This window comes from Streptomyces sp. NPDC007164, assembly GCF_040634135.1.
GTDB lineage: Bacteria > Actinomycetota > Actinomycetes > Streptomycetales > Streptomycetaceae > Streptomyces > Streptomyces sanglieri.
This window is the reverse complement of record NZ_JBEYFB010000003.1, coordinates 331,773-348,181: the sequence shown is the minus strand read 5'-3', so window position 1 is coordinate 348,181 and position 16,409 is coordinate 331,773. Positions and strand designations below refer to the sequence as shown.

General features: G+C 72.6%; 12 protein-coding genes. 7 read left to right on the top strand and 5 right to left on the bottom strand.

All coding sequences use genetic code 11. The annotated features are described in order from the left end of the window. Nucleotides 1-17 precede the first annotated feature (17 nt). The 3 genes from ABZ622_RS08160 (at nucleotide 18) to ABZ622_RS08150 (ending at nucleotide 7,672) form a co-directional block, all read left to right on the top strand. Entirely contained in the window at nucleotides 18-4,973 is a 4,956-nt protein-coding gene (locus ABZ622_RS08160) for a DNA repair ATPase (protein WP_360541545.1), read from the top strand. 30 nt (nucleotides 4,974-5,003) lie between these two features. After that, the gene (locus ABZ622_RS08155) at nucleotides 5,004-6,995 is read left to right on the top strand and encodes an NAD-binding protein (RefSeq protein ID WP_360541543.1); all 1,992 of its coding nucleotides are present in this window, start codon (nucleotides 5,004-5,006) and stop codon (nucleotides 6,993-6,995) included. An 89-nt stretch (nucleotides 6,996-7,084) separates the two neighbouring features. Continuing rightward, the gene (locus ABZ622_RS08150; protein ID WP_360541541.1) at nucleotides 7,085-7,672 is read left to right on the top strand and encodes a 3'-5' exonuclease; all 588 of its coding nucleotides are present in this window, start codon (nucleotides 7,085-7,087) and stop codon (nucleotides 7,670-7,672) included. A gap of 41 nt (nucleotides 7,673-7,713) precedes the next feature. Here ABZ622_RS08150 and ABZ622_RS08145 read toward each other — a convergent pair whose 3' ends face one another. After that, nucleotides 7,714-8,430: a TetR/AcrR family transcriptional regulator gene (locus ABZ622_RS08145; RefSeq protein WP_360541539.1), complete on the bottom strand. Its 717-nt coding sequence runs from the start codon at nucleotides 8,428-8,430 to the stop codon at nucleotides 7,714-7,716. A gap of 195 nt (nucleotides 8,431-8,625) precedes the next feature. On the opposite strand from ABZ622_RS08145, the gene ABZ622_RS08140 reads away from it, so the two are divergent. Beyond that, nucleotides 8,626-10,230 (top strand): CocE/NonD family hydrolase, encoded by a 1,605-nt coding sequence (locus tag ABZ622_RS08140; protein WP_360541650.1) that lies wholly within the window; start codon nucleotides 8,626-8,628, stop codon nucleotides 10,228-10,230. Between the two features lie 93 nt (nucleotides 10,231-10,323). Here ABZ622_RS08140 and trpS read toward each other — a convergent pair whose 3' ends face one another. From trpS to ABZ622_RS08120, 4 genes are all read right to left on the bottom strand, one after another. Continuing rightward, nucleotides 10,324-11,370, bottom strand: coding sequence for a tryptophan--tRNA ligase (gene trpS, locus ABZ622_RS08135; protein WP_360541537.1), 1,047 nt, complete (start codon nucleotides 11,368-11,370; stop codon nucleotides 10,324-10,326). 602 nt (nucleotides 11,371-11,972) lie between these two features. Continuing rightward, the gene (locus ABZ622_RS08130; RefSeq protein WP_360541535.1) at nucleotides 11,973-12,776 is read right to left on the bottom strand and encodes a thioesterase family protein; all 804 of its coding nucleotides are present in this window, start codon (nucleotides 12,774-12,776) and stop codon (nucleotides 11,973-11,975) included. A gap of 300 nt (nucleotides 12,777-13,076) precedes the next feature. Next, entirely contained in the window at nucleotides 13,077-13,475 is a 399-nt protein-coding gene (locus ABZ622_RS08125; protein ID WP_360541533.1) for a VOC family protein, read from the bottom strand. 236 nt (nucleotides 13,476-13,711) lie between these two features. Next, nucleotides 13,712-13,849, bottom strand: coding sequence for a DUF6126 family protein (locus ABZ622_RS08120; protein ID WP_164495278.1), 138 nt, complete (start codon nucleotides 13,847-13,849; stop codon nucleotides 13,712-13,714). Nucleotides 13,850-14,016: 167 nt separating this feature from the next. Between ABZ622_RS08120 and ABZ622_RS08115 the strand changes: the two genes are divergently transcribed. From ABZ622_RS08115 to ABZ622_RS08105, 3 genes are all read left to right on the top strand, one after another. Continuing rightward, the gene (locus ABZ622_RS08115; protein WP_360541530.1) at nucleotides 14,017-15,141 is read left to right on the top strand and encodes an LLM class flavin-dependent oxidoreductase; all 1,125 of its coding nucleotides are present in this window, start codon (nucleotides 14,017-14,019) and stop codon (nucleotides 15,139-15,141) included. 5 nt (nucleotides 15,142-15,146) lie between these two features. Beyond that, complete coding sequence (locus tag ABZ622_RS08110; RefSeq protein WP_360541528.1) at nucleotides 15,147-15,809, top strand: FMN reductase; 663 nt, start codon at nucleotides 15,147-15,149, stop codon at nucleotides 15,807-15,809. 120 nt (nucleotides 15,810-15,929) lie between these two features. After that, nucleotides 15,930-16,355 (top strand): universal stress protein, encoded by a 426-nt coding sequence (locus ABZ622_RS08105; protein ID WP_342283979.1) that lies wholly within the window; start codon nucleotides 15,930-15,932, stop codon nucleotides 16,353-16,355. Nucleotides 16,356-16,409: the final 54 nt, after the last annotated feature.

Genomic DNA, 16,409 nt, shown 5'->3' with positions numbered 1-16,409 from the left:
CAGGGAGAGTCGTACGCATGGACACCGACACCACGACCGCAGCGTCCACCGGCGGCCCCGTGGACGCGGGGACGTACGACGTGCTGCGCCGCCGGCTCGGCGACCGGGCCGCCGAGCTGGCGCGCCGGGCCGAGGAGCTGAACGCCCGCCGCACCGAGGAGTTCGGCTCGACCGAGCTCCGGCTCACCGGCACCGAGCGGATCCGCACCGGGCAGCCGGCCGTCCCCCGCGACCTGGTGGCCGTCGGCGGGCAGTTGCTGTTCGGCTTCGAACGCGGCCCGGGGGCACCGGACCCGGCCGAGGTGGGCGACGTACTCGCCCTGTACGGGCCGGAGTTGGCGGAGCCGGTCCAGGGCGGGCCGATCGCCGACGAGGACTTCGTACGCGAGTTCACCGCGCTGCACCGCTACTACCGCGACGCCCGGCTGCTGCGGCTGCGCCGGGTGGACGGGAAGCTGCTCGCCGTCTTCCGTACCGGCGAGAGCGCGGACGGCATCCGGGTACTGCGCTGGGCGCTCGCCCCGGACGGCTCACCGGGCGCGTTCCTCGACGCGCGCGGCGACCGCGACCACGTCTTCCCGCCCTCGCACGACTTCACCTGGACCGCCGCCGGCCGCGAGTCGCACGTGCTGGGGCGGCATCCGCACATCGCGGTGGGCGGGGACGGCCCGGACAGCGCCGCGCTCTACGTCGACACCCTCGGCGGCACCCTCACCGTCAAGACGGTCAACGACACCGACACCCCGGACGGGATCTACCGGGAGCCGGTCGCCGAGCCCCTCCAGTCGCTGGCCGACGCGGAGGTCGAGCACGCCACGATCGGGCCACTGGTCCTGCTCCGGGTACGCCCGTACAACGAGGAGTCCTGGCGGTACCTGGTCTTCAACACACTGCTCGGCACCGTGCTGCGGCTCGACGGCATCGGGCCGGCCTGCCACCGGCTGCCGGAGGACCAGGGAATCATCTTCCCCGGCGGCTACTACCTCACCACCGGCACCGCCAAGACCTTCGACATCGCCGAGCCGCTCACCGACCCGGTCTTCGAGGGCGCGGTCCGCTCCCCGAACGGCGAGGACGTCCTCTACGTCTTCCGCTCCCCCGACGACGGACGCGGTCTGCTGCTGCCCTACAACCTGATCCGGCAGGAGGTCGCCACCCCGCTCCAGGGCCGTGGCCACGCCCTGCTCGACGACGGCACCCTCGTACTGCTGCGCACCACCGCCACCGGCGACGAACCGGCCAGGGTCCACCCCCTTCAGCGCTGGCGGACCCCGTACGTCTCCGACACCCACGCGGCCGCCCGCCCCGCCGGGACCGGCCCGCTCGCCCGGGTCGGCAACGCCGATCTGGTGCGCGGGATCTCCGACTGCCTGGCGCTGGCGCACAGCGTCGCCGAGACCACGCCGACCGCCGCCGTGTACGCGCAACTGGTCGCGGACTGCACCCGGGCCACCGACCGCTACCACTGGCTGACCGATTCCGAACTCGGTGAACTCGCGTCTCCGCTCGCCGAGTTGAAGGCCACCGCCGAGCAGGTGCTGACCGAGTTCGAGACCGTACGGGAGCTGACCCGGCAGGCCGCCGACGCGCTCACCGAGACGGCGGACCGGCTCACCGCACTCGTCCGCCGCATCCGGGGCGAGGCCCCCCGCTCGGCCGCCGCATGGGTCGGCCAGCTCACCGAACTGCGCCGCGCCCACGGCCACTTGGCGACCCTGGCCGAGATGCGGTACGCGGACACCGGGCGCATCGACGAACTCTCCGCCGCGACCGCCGCCGACCTCGAATCGGCCGGTCAGCGCGCCGTCGCGTTCCTCGGCCGGGACGACTCCTTCGCCGGCTACCACGAAGACATCGCCCGGCTCACCGCCGAGGCGTCCGGGCTCGCCACCGTCGCGGACGCGGCGGCGCTCGGCGACCGGCTGACCGGAATGACGGACGGGCTGAGCACCGTCACCGAGGTCGTCACCGGTCTCGACATCGGGGACACGACGGTGCGCACGTCGATCCTGGAGCGGATCGCCGAGGTGCTCGGCGGGGTCAACCGGGCCCGCGCCACCCTCGAAGCCCGCCGCCGCGAACTCCTCGACCACGAGGGCCGCGCAGAGTTCGCCGCCGAGTTCGCCCTGCTCGGGCAGGCCGTCACCGGGGCGATCGCCGCCGCCGACACCCCGGACGCCTGCGACGATCAACTTTCCAGGCTGCTGCTCCAGCTGGAAAACCTGGAGTCGCGGTTCGCGGAGTTCGACGACTTCCTCGCCGAGCTGGCCGAGCGCCGGTCGGAGGTGTACGAGGCGTTCTCGGCCCGCAAGCAGACCCTCCAGGACGACCGGGCCCGGCGCGCCGAACGGCTGGCCCAGTCGGCCGCCCGGGTCCTGGAGACGGTCTCCCGGCGGCTGTCCGCGCTGGACGACCTGGACGCCGTGAACACCTTCCTGGCCTCCGACCCGATGGCCGCCAAGTTCCGTCGCACCGCCGACGAGCTGCGCGGACTCGGTGATCCGGTGCGGGCCGAGGAGCTCGACGGGCAGCTGCTGGCCGCCCGCCAGGAGGCCGGGCGGGCGCTGCGGGACCGCAGTGAGCTGTACGCGGACGGCGGCGCCACGATCCGGCTGGGCCGGCACCGGTTCGCCGTGAACACCCAGCCCTTCGACCTGACGCTCGTCCCGCACGGGGACCGGCTCGCGTTCGCCCTCACCGGCACGGACTACCGGGCGCCGGTCACCGACCCGGAGTTCGGGGCGACCCGCCCGTACTGGGAGCAGACCCTTCCCTCGGAGTCCCCGCAGGTCTACCGGGGCGAGCACCTGGCCGCCCGGCTCCTGGACGAGCGGGGCGCGGACACCCTGGCCGCCCTGGACCCGGCCGAACTCGCCGCACTCGTGCGGGAGTCGGCGGCAGCCGCGTACGACGAGGGCTATCAGCGCGGCGTCCACGACGAGGACGCCACCGCGATCCTCGCCGCCCTGCTGCGGCTGCACGCCGGGGCCGGCCTGCTGCGCCGCCCGCCCGCCGTCCGGGCAACCGCTCAACTCTTCTGGGCGTACGGCGCGGACGAGGCCCGGCGCACCTCATGGACCCGGCGGGCCCGCTCGCTGGCCCGCGCCCGCGAGACCTTCGGCCTGGCCCCGGCCGTCGACGCCCTCCAGGAGGAGTGGGCGGCCGTCATCGGGGGCGAGGACCCGGCCGCCGTCGCCGGGTACCTCTTCGAGGAGCTGACCAGCGGCCCGGAGGGATTCGTCACCAGCGCCGCCACCCGCACCTTCCTGGACAAGTTCCGTCGCACCCCCGGCACTTCGGCGTACGACGAGGATCTCGCCGCGCTGGGCGACGACCTGCCGGCCCGCCGTCAGCTCGTCGAGGGCTGGCTCGCCTCGTACGCCGCCGCGAACGGTGGCGGGATCGACCCGGGCGATCTCGCGGAGGCCGTGGCCGTGGAGCTCTGCCCGGAACCGGTGCTCGGCCGGTACGACTGCGAGGCGCCGCTGACCGCACGGGTGGAAGGGCTGCTCGGCAGCCACCCGCGCGTCGAACGGGGCACGCTGACCGTCCGGATCGACGAACTCCTGGCCCGCACCGCCTCCTTCCGCACCACCACCGTCCCCGGGTTCCGCGCCTACCAGCACCGGCGCACCGCCCTGGTGAACGCCGAGCGGGCCCGGCTGCGGCTGGACGACCACCGGCCGCGCGTCATGTCGGCGTTCGTCCGCAACCGGCTGCTGGACGAGGTGTACCTGCCGCTGATCGGGGACAGCCTCGCCAAGCAGCTCGGCACCGCCGACGCCGACCGGCGCACCGACTCGCAGGGCCTGCTGCTGCTGGTGTCGCCGCCCGGCTACGGCAAGACGACGCTGATGGAGTACGTCGCCGACCGGCTCGGCCTGGTCCTCGTCAAGATCAGCGGCCCGAACCTCGGCCACGACGTGACCTCGCTCGACCCGGCCCAGGCCCGCACCGCGACCGCCCGCCAGGAGATCGAAAAGATCAACTTCGCGCTGGAGTCCGGCAACAACACGCTTCTCCACCTCGACGACATCCAGCACACCTCGCCGGAACTGCTCCAGAAGTTCATCCCGCTCTGCGACGCCACCCGCCGTATCGAGGGCGTGCGGGACGGCGAGCCGCGCAGCCACGACCTGCGGGGCAAGCGGTTCGCAGTGTGCATGGCCGGCAATCCGTACACGGAGTCGGGCGAGCGGTTCCGGATCCCCGACATGCTCGCCAACCGGGCCGACGTGTGGAACCTCGGCGAGGTGCTGAGCGGCCGCGAGGACGTCTTCGCGCTGAGCTTCGTCGAGAACGCGCTGACCGCCAACCCGGTGCTGGCACCGCTCGCCGGGCGCTCCCGCGCGGATCTCGCCCTGTTCGTACGGCTGGCCTCCGGCGACAGCGCGGCCCGCGCGGACCGGCTGGAGCACCCGTACCCACCCGCCGAGGTGGACCGGATCGTCGCGGTGCTGCGCCATCTGCTGACCGCCCGCGACACCGTCCTGGCCGTGAACGCCGCGTACATCGCGTCGGCCGCGCAGACGGACGCGACACGCACCGAGCCGCCGTTCCGGCTCCAGGGCTCGTACCGCAACATGAACAAGATCGCCGAACGGATCGTGCCGGTGATGAACGAGGCGGAGCTGTCCGACGTCATCGACGACCACTACACGGGCGAGGCCCAGACGCTGACCAACGGCGCGGAGTCGAACCTGCTGAAGCTGGCCGCGCTGCGCGGCCGGCTCACCCCCGAACAGTCCGCGCGCTGGTCCGCGATCACCGCCTCCTACGTCCGTACGCAGGCCCTCGGCGGCCCGGACGGCGACCCGATGACCCGGGCCGTCGCCGCGCTGGGGCTGCTCGCGGACCGGATCGCCGCGGTCGAGTCGGCGATCGTCCGGGTGGCCGACCCCCGCCATGTGCTCACCAAGCCGTCGGCCCGGCACGCGGCTTCCCCGTCCGCCGGACCGGCCGAAGATCACTGACCGGACGCCCACCGAGAAGAGGAGCAAGGCATGCTGGGTCATGTGCCCCCACTTCCCCAGCAGCCCCAACGTTCCCCGTTCAGCGGACACATGGTCGTCTGCGGCGACGACGCGCTGGCCCGCCGGCTCGCCGTCGAGCTGCGTTATGTGTACGGGGAGCGGGTCACCCTCGTCCTGCCGCCCGGCCGTGCCGACCGCGCGCCCGAACTCCCGCTGACGGGACGAGGCCTGGCGTCCGCGCTGTTCGGCCGGATGTCGTCGGCGATGACCCGCAACGGGGGCAGCGGCGGGGCCGACTCGCTGGGGGACGACACCAACGCCGGGGTCGACCCGGTCCGCATCCTGGCGGCGGCGGAGCCGTCCGACGAGGCGTTCCAGGAGGCGGGCGTCGCCTCGGCCGCAGCCCTGGCCCTGGTGTACGACGACGACGAGCGCAACATCCGCGCCGCGCTGACCGCCCGCCGCCTCAACCCCCGCCTCCGGCTGGTCATCCGGCTCTACAACCGCAAGCTGGGCCAGCACCTGGAGACGCTCCTCGACCAGGCCGCCGCCGTCGCCGCGCCCGGCCTGGACCGGGCCGCCCTGGACGCCTCCACCACCGTCCTCTCCGACGCCGACACCGCCGCCCCCGCACTCGCGGCCACCGTCCTCACCGGCTCCAGCAAGGTCATCCAGGCGGAGGGCCTGCTGCTGCGCGCCGCCGAACGCACCCCGCCCGGGGGCGGCCAGATCGCCGACCCCGGACTGTGCACCCTCGCGCTGCTCTCCTCCACCACCCACGACCCGGCGGGCACCGAGGGCTCCGACAGCAGCGGCGACGAGGGCCCCCGGCTGCTGCCCGACGAACGGCAGGTGGCCGCCGCCACGGGCCGGGGCACGGTGGTCCTGGAGGCGGTCAGCCAGGCCGGGCCGGCCGGACCGCCGCCCCGGATGGGCGGCCGGGGCGCACCGCTCGGCCAGGTCTTCTCGCGGCGGCTGCGCTGGTCGGCGCTGGGCGTCGGCCTGGCCGTGCTGGGCCTCGCCGTCGCCTCCACGATCACCACCGACGACAACCCGGTGCACGCCACCTACCTCACCCTGCTCGACCTGTTCGCGATGGGCGACCCGGCGATCGGCGAAAAGACGGCCCGCCAGATCATCCAACTCCTCGCGGGCGTGGCCGGGTTGATGCTGCTGCCGCTCCTCGTGGCGGGCGTCCTGGAGGCCTTCGGCTCGCTCCGCACGGCCTCCTCCCTGCGCCGCCCGCCGCGCGGCCTGTCCGGCCATGTGGTGCTGCTGGGGCTCGGCAAGATCGGCACCCGGGTCCTCGTCCGGCTGCGCGAACTCGGCATCCCCGTGGTGTGCGTGGAGGACGACCCGGACGCGCGCGGCATCCCGGTCGCCCGCCGGCTGCACGTACCGGTGGTCCTCGGCGACGTCACCCAGGAAGGCGTCCTGGAGGCGGCGAAGATCCAGCGCTCCCGCGCCCTGCTCGCCCTGACCAGCGCCGACACCACCAACCTGGAGGCGGCCCTCTACGCCCGCTCGGTCAAACCGGACCTGCGCGTGGCGCTGCGGCTGTACGACGACGAGTTCGCCACCGCCGTCTACCGCACCCTGCGCACCGCCCACCCCCAGGCCGTGACCCGCTCCCGCTCCGTCTCCCACCTGGCCGCCCCGGCCTTCGCGGTAGCCATGATGGGCCGCCAGATCCTGGGCGCGATCCCGGTGGAGCGCAAGGTGATGCTGTTCGCGGCGGTGGAGGTGGCCGGCCACCGGCAGTTGGAGGGCCACACGGTGGAGCAGGCGTTCCGGGCGGGCGCCTGGCGGGTCCTGGCCCTGGACGCCACCCCGCCCGGCGACCGCCGCCCGGACCTGGCCGCCCCGGACCACGCCACCCCGGACCACCCGTCCGGCCTGGTGTGGGACCTGCACCCCGGCTACGTACTGCGCCCCGAGGACCGCGTGGTGATCGCCGCCACCCGCCGGGGCCTGGCCGAACTGCTGCGGGGGCGAAGCCGGGTGTCGCCGGGGGCCTCGTGACCGGTGCGTCCGGCCACCCGGCGGCTGCCGGCATCGCAGCCGCCGAAATCCGGGTGCCCCGGACCCCACCCGCCCCTACCCTGCCCCGCATGGACAATCCTGCCCCCGTGGACCCCGACGCCCCCGGCCTCCTCAACGTGATCGACATCGAGGCGACCTGCTGGGACGGGCAGCCGCCCCCGGGTGCGGTCAGCGAGATCATCGAAATCGGGCTGACGGTGCTCGACCTGCGCGCGGCGGAGCGGCTCGCCCGCCACCGGATCCTGGTCCGGCCCGTCCGGTCCACGGTCGGCGCCTTCTGCACCGGGCTGACCGGCCTCACCCAGGCCGAGGTGGACACGGGCGTGTCCTTCGCCGAGGCCTGCCGGCTGCTGGCGTCGGAGCACCTGGCGGGCATACGTCCCTGGGCGAGCTGGGGCGACTACGACCGCAACCAGTTCACCCGCCAGTGCCGGGCGACCGGCACCCGGTACCCCTTCGGCCGCCGCCACACCAACGCCAAGATCCCCTTCACCGCCGCGCACGGCCTGCGCAAGCGCCCCGGCATGGCCCAGGCCCTGGAGATCGCCGGCCTCCCCCTGGAGGGCCGCCACCACAGCGGCGCGGACGACGCGTGGAACATCGCCGCCCTGATCCTGGACGTCGCGGCCCGGGACGCCTGGCCCGACGCCCCCTGATTCCGCGCCCACCGCGCACGCCGCGCCCACCGGTACGGGCATCAGCCGGCGTCGAGGCCGTCGATCAGGCGGCCCAGGAACCGGGCGAAGGTGGCCTCGGCGGTGAGCGGGCGGCCGGGGGCGGCGAGGACTTCGGCGAGTTCCGGATGGCGGCCGTCGGCGGCGACAGCGGCGAGGTAGCGGGCCTCGGCCGCGACCCGGTCCGGAGACCGCGCGGCTGCGGCCTGCGTGATCTCGTGAGCGACATGTCCGGCCACGAATGCGGTCAGCTGGGCGAAGACCTCCAGCTTCGCCGCACCGTCCAGCCCGGTGGGCCGCAGTACGGAGAGCGCATGCTCCAGGAAGGCCAGCGTGTTGGGGCCCGGAACGCGACGGGTGGACAGAGCGGCGGGCAGCCAGGGGTGCCGCAGCATGTGGGCGCGCTGAAGACGGGCGATCGTCTTCAGATCGGTACGCCAGTCACCACTGGGCGGCTCCGTGGCCGTGAGTTCGCCGCTGACGTGGTCGACCATCAGCTCCAGCAGGGTCTCCTTGTCGGGGGCGTAGCTGTAGAGCGACATCACGCCGGCTCCGACCTGGGCCGCCACCCGCCGCATGGTGACCGCTTCGATGCCTTCGGCGTCCGCCATGGCGACGGCCGCCACGACGATCCCCTCCCGGCTGAAGGAGGGCCTGCGGCCCCGGCGGGGCTCGGCGGGACGCAACCAGAGCTGTGCGGGATCGACGCCCGCGGCTCCGGGCCTCTCGTCATGGGACACGGTCTCCCGCTCCTTCCCCGGGTCGTTGCGGCGGCTCTGCTGTCGAGGCGGCGCTTGCGGAGATCATCCAAGCATCCTCTATTCTCGTACACTGTACGTAATAAAGGAGGAGCGATGCCACCACGCATGCCCGACGCCGCAGCCCGACCGGCCTGGGTGCCACCCACCGGAAAGCCGCCACTGTCCTCACGGATGATGAGGGCGACCTGGCGAGGCCTGCCGACGAAACGGCACGAGGTCGGGTGGGAACCGGGGCTGACGGTGCCGGCCGCAGACGGAAGCCCGCTGGTCACGGACCACTACTTCCCGCGTGCGGAGGGCGACTTCCCCACCCTCCTGGTCCGCTCCCCTTATGGCCGCGGTCTGCCGTGGTCTCCCCAGTACGGCCTGCTCTTCGCCGAACAGGGCTTTCACGTGGTCCTTCAGAGCTGCCGCGGCACCGGTGGTTCGGGAGGCGAGTTCGACCTGTGGCGCAACGAGGCCGCCGACGGACAGGCCACGGTGTCGTGGCTGCGCGAGCAGCCCTGGTTCAACGGAACACTGGGAACGGTGGGCCCCAGCTACCTCGGCTACGTGCAATGGGCCCTCGCCGTGGACCCACCGCCGGAACTGAAGGCGATGGTGGTGCAGGTGGGCCTGCACGACCCCTACGCCCTGTTCCACGCGGACGGTGCGCCACTCCTGGAGAACGCCCTCGCCGTCGGTATGGGCATGACCTACCAGCACCAGGGCATGGGGCCGTTCATCAGGGCGACGCTGCGCCTTCAGCGCCACCTGCGCGACGTCATCAGCGCACGGCCCCTGCGCGGGGCGTACGTGTCCGCCCTCGGGGGCGAGGTGCCCTGGCTGGACGACGTGATGACGCACCCCGACCCCAAGGACACGTACTGGCAGGGCGCGTCGCTGACGGAGCCGGCGGAACGGCTCCGCGTGCCCACGGCTCTGATCACCGGATGGCACGACGCGCTGGTCGACCAGACCTTCGAGCAGTACGACCGGCTGCGCCGGGCCGGATGCGAGACCGCTCTGCTCGTCGGCCCCTGGACCCACACCTCCGCCCTGCAACAGGGCTGGCCCGAGGTGTTCGCCGAGAGCCTCGCCTGGCTGCGCGCCCACCTGTGCGCCGACCCCGCCGGCCTGCGCCCGACCGCGGTGCGTGTGCACATCGGCGGCGAAGCCGCCTGGCGGGACCTCGACGAGTGGCCGCCGGCCGCGACCGCCACCTCGTGGCACCCCGCCCCGGGCGGGCACCTCACCCAACACGCCCCCACGGACTCCGCACCGCTGACGTCGTTCCGCTACGACCCGGCCGACCCCACCCCGTCCCTCGGCGGCCCGCTGCTCTCCCGCACCGCCGGCCCACGCGACAACAGCACCCTGGAAGCCCGGGACGACGTCCTGACGTTCACCGGCCCCCCACTGACCGAGCCGCTGGACATCCTGGGCCCGGTCTCCGCCCGGCTGAGCGTCTCCACGGACACCGGCCACGCCGATGTCTTCACCCGCCTGTGCGACGTGGACCCGCAGGGCCGCTCCATCAACATCTGTGACGGACTCGGCCGGCTTCGGACGACCGAAGACGTTCCCTCGCAGGTCACCGTGGCGATGAGCACCACCGCCCATCGCTTCGCCGTCGGTCACCGCATACGCTGGCAGATCAGCGGAGGCGCCCATCCGCGCTACGCCCGGAATCCCGGCACCGGTGAGCCGCCCGTGGACGCCACCGCCTTCGCGCCGGTGCGCATCACGCTCCACACGGACTCGGCATTGACGCTCCCCCGCGGCTCCGGGCGCACGTGATCCCTCAGCCCTGCGGAGAACGTGCGGACGAGCGGGCCGGGCCCGGCGGCCCGGCCCGCTCGTCCGGATCCCGAGGTCAGGGATCGAGCCGGATCACGTCCCCATCACCCCACGCACCTCGTCCAGCGTCGCCACCGCCAGCTCGTTGGCGCGCTCGTTCCCGGCGCGGAGCACCGACCGTACGTACCCCATGTCCCGCGCGTACTCGGCCCGCCGGGCCCTGATCGGCGCCATCCGGCTGTTGACGGCCTCGGTCACGGTCCGCTTGAGCACGGCCGCACCGCCCCCACCGATCTCCTCCGCCACGGCATGCGGTTCCCGTCCCAGGCAGAGCGCCGCCAGCAGCACCAGCGAGGACACCCCGGGCCGGTTCTCCGGGTCGTACGTGATGTGCCGCTCGGCATCCGTCTTCGCCCCCTTGATCAGCCGGGCGGTCTCGTCCGCGTCGGCGCCCAGCGCGATGGAGTTCCCCCGGCTCTTGCTCATCTTGGTGCCGTCGGTGCCGAGGAGGAGCGGCGCGTCGGAGAGCAGCGCTTCCGGTTCCGGGAAGACTGCCCCGTACCGCTCGTTGAAGCGCCGGGCGACGGTCCGCGTGACTTCGAGGTGCGGCAGCTGGTCCTGCCCGACCGGCACCAGGTTCCCCTTGCAGAACAGGATGTCGGCGGCCTGGTGCACGGGATACGTGAACATCAGCCCGCTGACGGCGGACTGCCGGGAGTGCGCGATCTCGTCCTTGACGGTGGGATTGCGGTTCAGCTCGGCGACGGAGACCAGGCTCAGGAACGGCAGCATCAGCTGATTGAGCGCGGGCACGGCACTGTGGTTGAAGACCGTCGAACGCGCCGGGTCGATCCCGATGGCCAGGTAGTCCAGCAGCATCCCCTCCATGTACTCGCCGAGCCGGTCGGCGACGTCCCGGTCGGTGAGCACCTGGTAGTCCGCGATGATCACGAACACATCCACCCCCAGCTCCTGGAGCCGCACCCGGTTGTGGAGGGTGCCGAAGTAGTGCCCGAGGTGCAGGGGCCCGGTGGGCCGGTCCCCGGTCATCACCCGGAATTTCTCCGGGGCCTGCCGGATCCGCGCCTCCAGCTCGGCGGTGGTCGCGGTGGCGGTGGCGGTGGCGGTGGCTGTGCTCATTGGTTCTCTCTCCTCGCGATGGTGGTTGCGTGGAGGACGGCCCGCCGTGATCACCGGTATCCGTACCCGTACGAGGGCAGCGAAAAGGGCCGTCCATATCGAACGGCCCGGATTCCGTGCAGAGGGGAGGCGGCCGCTCCTAGAAGGAGCGCCACCAGTTTCGGCACAGTACGGAGGTCATGACCCGAGGGTAACGGAACCGAACTCCGCCCACACGACCTTTCCCGGCCCGCACCGCGCCCCGTACCTCCACCGGTCCGCCGGCGCCCCCACCAACGCCAGCCCCCCGCCCGCCGGTGGCTGAGACTTCTCGACATCAGACAGCGGCAGAACGTCACCATCCAGATGTTCCCGGCTGCCGTCGGCAAGGTCGCCGGGATGTCCGGCCCCTTCGTGGCCTTCTCGTTCGGAGTGGAGCCGAACGCAGCCCTGTCCATGCGCAGTGCCGTGAACCTGAGCGTCCGCGAGACAGAGGCGATACGCCCTCCGGCGGTGTTTCCGGCAGCGCCGGCTCGCCCCCGGTACGCGAGCCGGCGCTGTGGCGGCGGTGTCAGGGCCTGCCGGGGCAGGCGCCTCGCCGCGCAACAACCGTGGGGCGCGGTTCAGTCACCGGGCAGCGGGCGGACGGTGAGGATCTGTTCGGCATGGCCGACGGGCCCTCGGAGGTCGTGCAGGACGCTGCTGGTGAGCCCCTGTCCCGACGGGCCGAAAGTGGTGGTGGTGTCCAGTCCGGTCCACGGTCCTTCCGGCTGCCTGTGCAGATGGATCGTCAGGTCGAGGTTCGGGAACATCCACTCGGTGGGGTCCTGCTGGACGGCGATGCCGTTCGCGATGTCCACCAGCGCGATGTACGAGGCGAGGGAGCCGATCGGCTCGCCCGCGACCAGGTCGACGGGCGAGGACGCCCAGGCCGCCGTACGTCCCTTGCGGAGCGGAGGCGTGCGACGGACGTCGATGGACGAGACGAAGCCTCCGTCCCACCTCTCGCTCATGGCCCAGGGAGTGAGTTCCTCGGGGGCTGGGAGCCGCTCGTGGGGACTGTCGGCGACGGCGGAGGTGTCCAGGGACGCCAGCAGCCAGGCACGGGCGCGGACGACCGGACGGCCGCCGATGGTCACGGTCGCTTCGAGAAGTTCGATGGTCCGGCCGGGACGAACGGTCCCGACGGTGATCTCGCACTCGTCGAGGGCGATGCGGCCGAGGATGTCGTAGCTGATCCTGCCGAGCACGAGATTCCCCGGCCGCGTCGCGAGGTGCCGTTCGAGGGCGTGCGCGACGAGCCCGGCCAGCGGGCTGAAGTGCTGTTCGTCGGTGCTCCACGCGCCCCCCGCGTGAGCCGTTGGTTTGTAGGAGTGTTCGCCCGTCCGCTCGTAGTAGCTCTCGCGCTCGGCAACGCCTGTGGTCACGGGATCCGTCTCCTTGAACAGGGCAGGTGATGCACGGGACAGCTGCATCTACCACGCATCGTAGGGAGCGCAGCCCTCGCCGGGCACCGTGATCTCACGCACAACGGTCGGGCAGGACGACGGATTGTCCGCACTGCTACCAGGCCACTCGCGGGGCAGTCGGAGTGCTGCTGCCGGTTCCGCGGGCCGATGCCTGTTCGGACGGGTCCGGACTGCGGAACGAGACCGAGAACGCCCGTGGCACCCGGGAGAGGCCCGGCGGCCGTGGGCGGGAGAAGCTGCGGCACCCTCGCCACGCTGTCAGGAATTGCTCCACCCGCGCCGGCAGAGGACGAGCCGGTATCCGTCCGGGTCCTCGAAGGTGACGCCCCACGCGTTCCAGTACGGGTTCGGTGACTCGACCCGCTTGCCGCCGTGTTCCTCCAGACGGCCCACCGTCTCCTCCGGCACGGGCCCGTCCAGGTAGAGGACCAGCAGGTCCTGCTCGGTGGGGTGGGGTTCGCCGCCGTGGACGAGTTCGAGGTGCCAGGGGGCGTCCGGGTGGCCCAGCATCAGGAGGTCGTGGGTGCCGGGCGCCCGTTCCGCCTCGGCGCGCCACAGCACGTCCAGGCCGAGGCCGTGCGCCCAGAAGCGTTCGGCGGCGGCCAGGTCGCGGGACGGCCGGGCGATGCGGATGTGGGTCTGTCCGGTGAACGCCATGGCGGGGCTCCTGCCCGGCGGCGGCACGCGCTGTGCGTGCCCGGGTCCGCAGCGTAGGCGGGCGGGGTGCCGGCCCGCATCGGTCCCGGGACGGGCCGCGTCTCCGTCGCCCGGCCTACGCGGGCGTCCTCGGCCGGGGCGGAACAGGGCGTGCCGGATGCCGTCCGCCGCGGGCGCCGCGTCCGGGCGCTCCGGGCGCTCCTGCGTGGTGCCGCCCGCGCCCCGCCCCGCTCGCTTCACTTCTTGGCGTGCTCGCCGACGTAGAACAGGATCCAGATGAAGCCGGCGAAGAGGTGCGTGGCGAAGACGTAGACGAAGACACGCAGCGCCACGCCGCGCTCCTTCCAGCGCTCGCTCTCGCTTCCCTCGCTCACGGTCCTGCCTCCGTCGGGCGCGGGCCGTGTCTGGTCCCGCGGGTCCCGTCCAGGGTACGCACCGCCCCGGAAACGGCCCCGTGGAATAGGCGGGGGTGGCGCTCCGTTGTAGGGTGTGTTCACATAGTTCAACGTTCAACAAAACTAGGTTTCTGGAGGCGGGCGCCATGCAGTTCGGGATCTTCACCGTCGGGGATGTCACCACCGACCCGACGACCGGCCGGACGCCGAGCGAGCACGAGCGGATCAAGGCCACCATCGCCATCGCGCAGAAGGCGGAGGAGGTCGGCCTGGACGTCTTCGCCACCGGCGAGCACCACAACCCGCCGTTCGTGCCGTCCTCGCCGACGACTACGCTCGGCTACATCGCCGCCCGCACCGAGAACCTGATCCTGTCCACGTCCACCACGCTGATCACCACCAACGACCCGGTGAAGATCGCCGAGGACTACGCGACGCTCCAGCACCTCGCGGACGGCCGCGTCGACCTGATGATGGGCCGCGGCAACACCGGTCCGGTCTACCCCTGGTTCGGCAAGGACATCCGGCAGGGCATCCCGCTCGCCATCGAGAACTACGCCCTGCTGCACAAGCTGTGGCGCGAGGACGTCGTCGACTGGGAGGGCAAGTTCCGTACGCCGCTGCAGTCCTTCACCGCGACCCCGCGCCCGCTGGACGGCGTTCCGCCGTTCGTCTGGCACGGCTCGATCCGCTCGCCGGAGATCGCCGAGCAGGCCGCGTACTACGGCGACGGCTTCTTCCACAACAACATCTTCTGGCCCATCGAGCACACCAAGAAGATGGTGAAGCTGTACCGGCAGCGGTACGCGCACTACGGGCACGGCACCGCCGAGCAGGCCATCGTCGGCCTCGGCGGCCAGGTGTTCATGCGGAAGAACTCGCAGGACGCGGTACGGGAGTTCCGCCCGTACTTCGACAACGCGCCGGTCTACGGGCACGGGCCCTCGATGGAGGACTTCACGCAGCAGACGCCGCTGACCGTCGGCTCCCCGCAGGAGGTCATCGAGCGGACCCTTTCCTTCCGGGACGCCGTCGGTGACTACCAGCGCCAGCTGTTCCTGATGGACCACGCGGGGCTGCCGCTGAAGACGGTCCTGGAACAGCTCGACATCCTCGGCGAGGAGGTCGTCCCGGTGCTACGCAAGGAGTTCGCCGCGCTGCGCCCGGCCGGGGTCCCGGACTCCGCGCCCGTCCACCCGGCCGTCGCCGCCCGCACCGCCACGGCCACAACCGCCGCTGCCACTGCCACTGCCGCCACGAAGGAGGCCTGACCGACGTGTCCAACACCTTCGCCACCGAGCCGCTGCGCATCGTCGCCGTGTCGGCCGGGCTGAGCAGCCCGTCCTCGACCCGGCTGCTGGCCGAGCGGCTGGCCGGCGCCGCCCGTGAGCGGCTGCTGGCCGAGCAGGACCGCGCGGTCGAGGTCCGGGTGATCGAGCTGCGCGACCTGGCCGTCGACATCGCCAACCACCTGGTCACCGGGTTCCCGCCGGCCGCCCTGGACGGGGCGGTCAAGGAGGTGACGGAGGCGGACGGGCTGATCGCCGTCTCGCCCGTGTTCACCGCCTCGTACAGCGGGCTGTTCAAGTCGTTCTTCGACCTGATCGACAACACCGCGCTGACCGGCAAGCCCGTCGTCGTCGCGGCGACCGGCGGCACCGCCCGCCACTCGCTGGTCCTGGAGCACGCGATGCGCCCGCTCTTCGCCTATCTGCGGGCCACCGTCGTACCGACGTCCGTGTACGCGGCCTCGGAGGACTGGGGCTCGTCCGGCGACGAGTACACCGACGGGCTGCCGTCCCGCATCCGGCGGGCGGGCGGCGAGCTCGCGGCCATGATCACGGGCGGCCGGGCGGCCTCCGGGGCGCGGCGGACCCTCGGGCCGGCCGACGAGGTGGTGCCGTTCGAGCAGCAGCTCGCCGATCTCCGCCTGGACTGAGGGCCCGCCGTTCGAAGAGCTGTCCGGTTTGATTAGAGTTGGAGCGAAAGATGCGCCGTGCGGGTTTTTCAGTACGTACGGCGCCTCTGCGCACTGAGCCGGAACGAGCTGGAGGCAGAGATGGGCAGGATCGTGGTGGGCGTGGACGGCTCCGAGTCGTCGATCAAGGCGCTGCACTGGGCCGTACGCCAGGCGGAGCTGACCGGTGACACGGTGGAGGCGGTCAACAGCTGGGAGTACCCCGCGACGAGCTGGGCGTCGATGATGCCCGGCATGCCGGAGGACTTCGACCCGCAGGCCCTGGCGACCGTGGCCCTCACCGAGACGCTGGAGGAGGCCCTGGGCGCCGAGGGTGCCGCGGCGATCAGCAAGATCGTGGTGATCGGCAACCCGGCCCAGTCCCTGCTGGACCGTGCCAAGGGGGCGAACCTGCTCGTGGTGGGGGCGCGCGGCTACAGCGGCTTCAAGGCGACCCTGCTCGGCTCGGTCAGCCTCCACGTCACCCAGCACGCACCGTGCCCGGTGACGGTCGTACGCGACGCGTGATCGACCGGACATGAGACGAGGGCGGGCCCGCACGACCGTGTGCGGGCCCGCCCT

Coding starts and splice junctions, on each gene's coding strand:
- ABZ622_RS08160 (WP_360541545.1), top strand. CDS start 18: ATGGACACCGACACCACGACCGCAGCGTCCACCGGCGGCCCCGTGGAC.
- ABZ622_RS08155 (WP_360541543.1), top strand. CDS start 5,004: ATGCTGGGTCATGTGCCCCCACTTCCCCAGCAGCCCCAACGTTCCCCG.
- ABZ622_RS08150 (WP_360541541.1), top strand. CDS start 7,085: ATGGACAATCCTGCCCCCGTGGACCCCGACGCCCCCGGCCTCCTCAAC.
- ABZ622_RS08140 (WP_360541650.1), top strand. CDS start 8,626: ATGAGGGCGACCTGGCGAGGCCTGCCGACGAAACGGCACGAGGTCGGG.
- trpS (WP_360541537.1), bottom strand. CDS start 11,370: ATGAGCACAGCCACCGCCACCGCCACCGCCACCGCGACCACCGCCGAG.
- ABZ622_RS08125 (WP_360541533.1), bottom strand. CDS start 13,475: ATGGCGTTCACCGGACAGACCCACATCCGCATCGCCCGGCCGTCCCGC.
- ABZ622_RS08115 (WP_360541530.1), top strand. CDS start 14,017: ATGCAGTTCGGGATCTTCACCGTCGGGGATGTCACCACCGACCCGACG.
- ABZ622_RS08105 (WP_342283979.1), top strand. CDS start 15,930: ATGGGCAGGATCGTGGTGGGCGTGGACGGCTCCGAGTCGTCGATCAAG.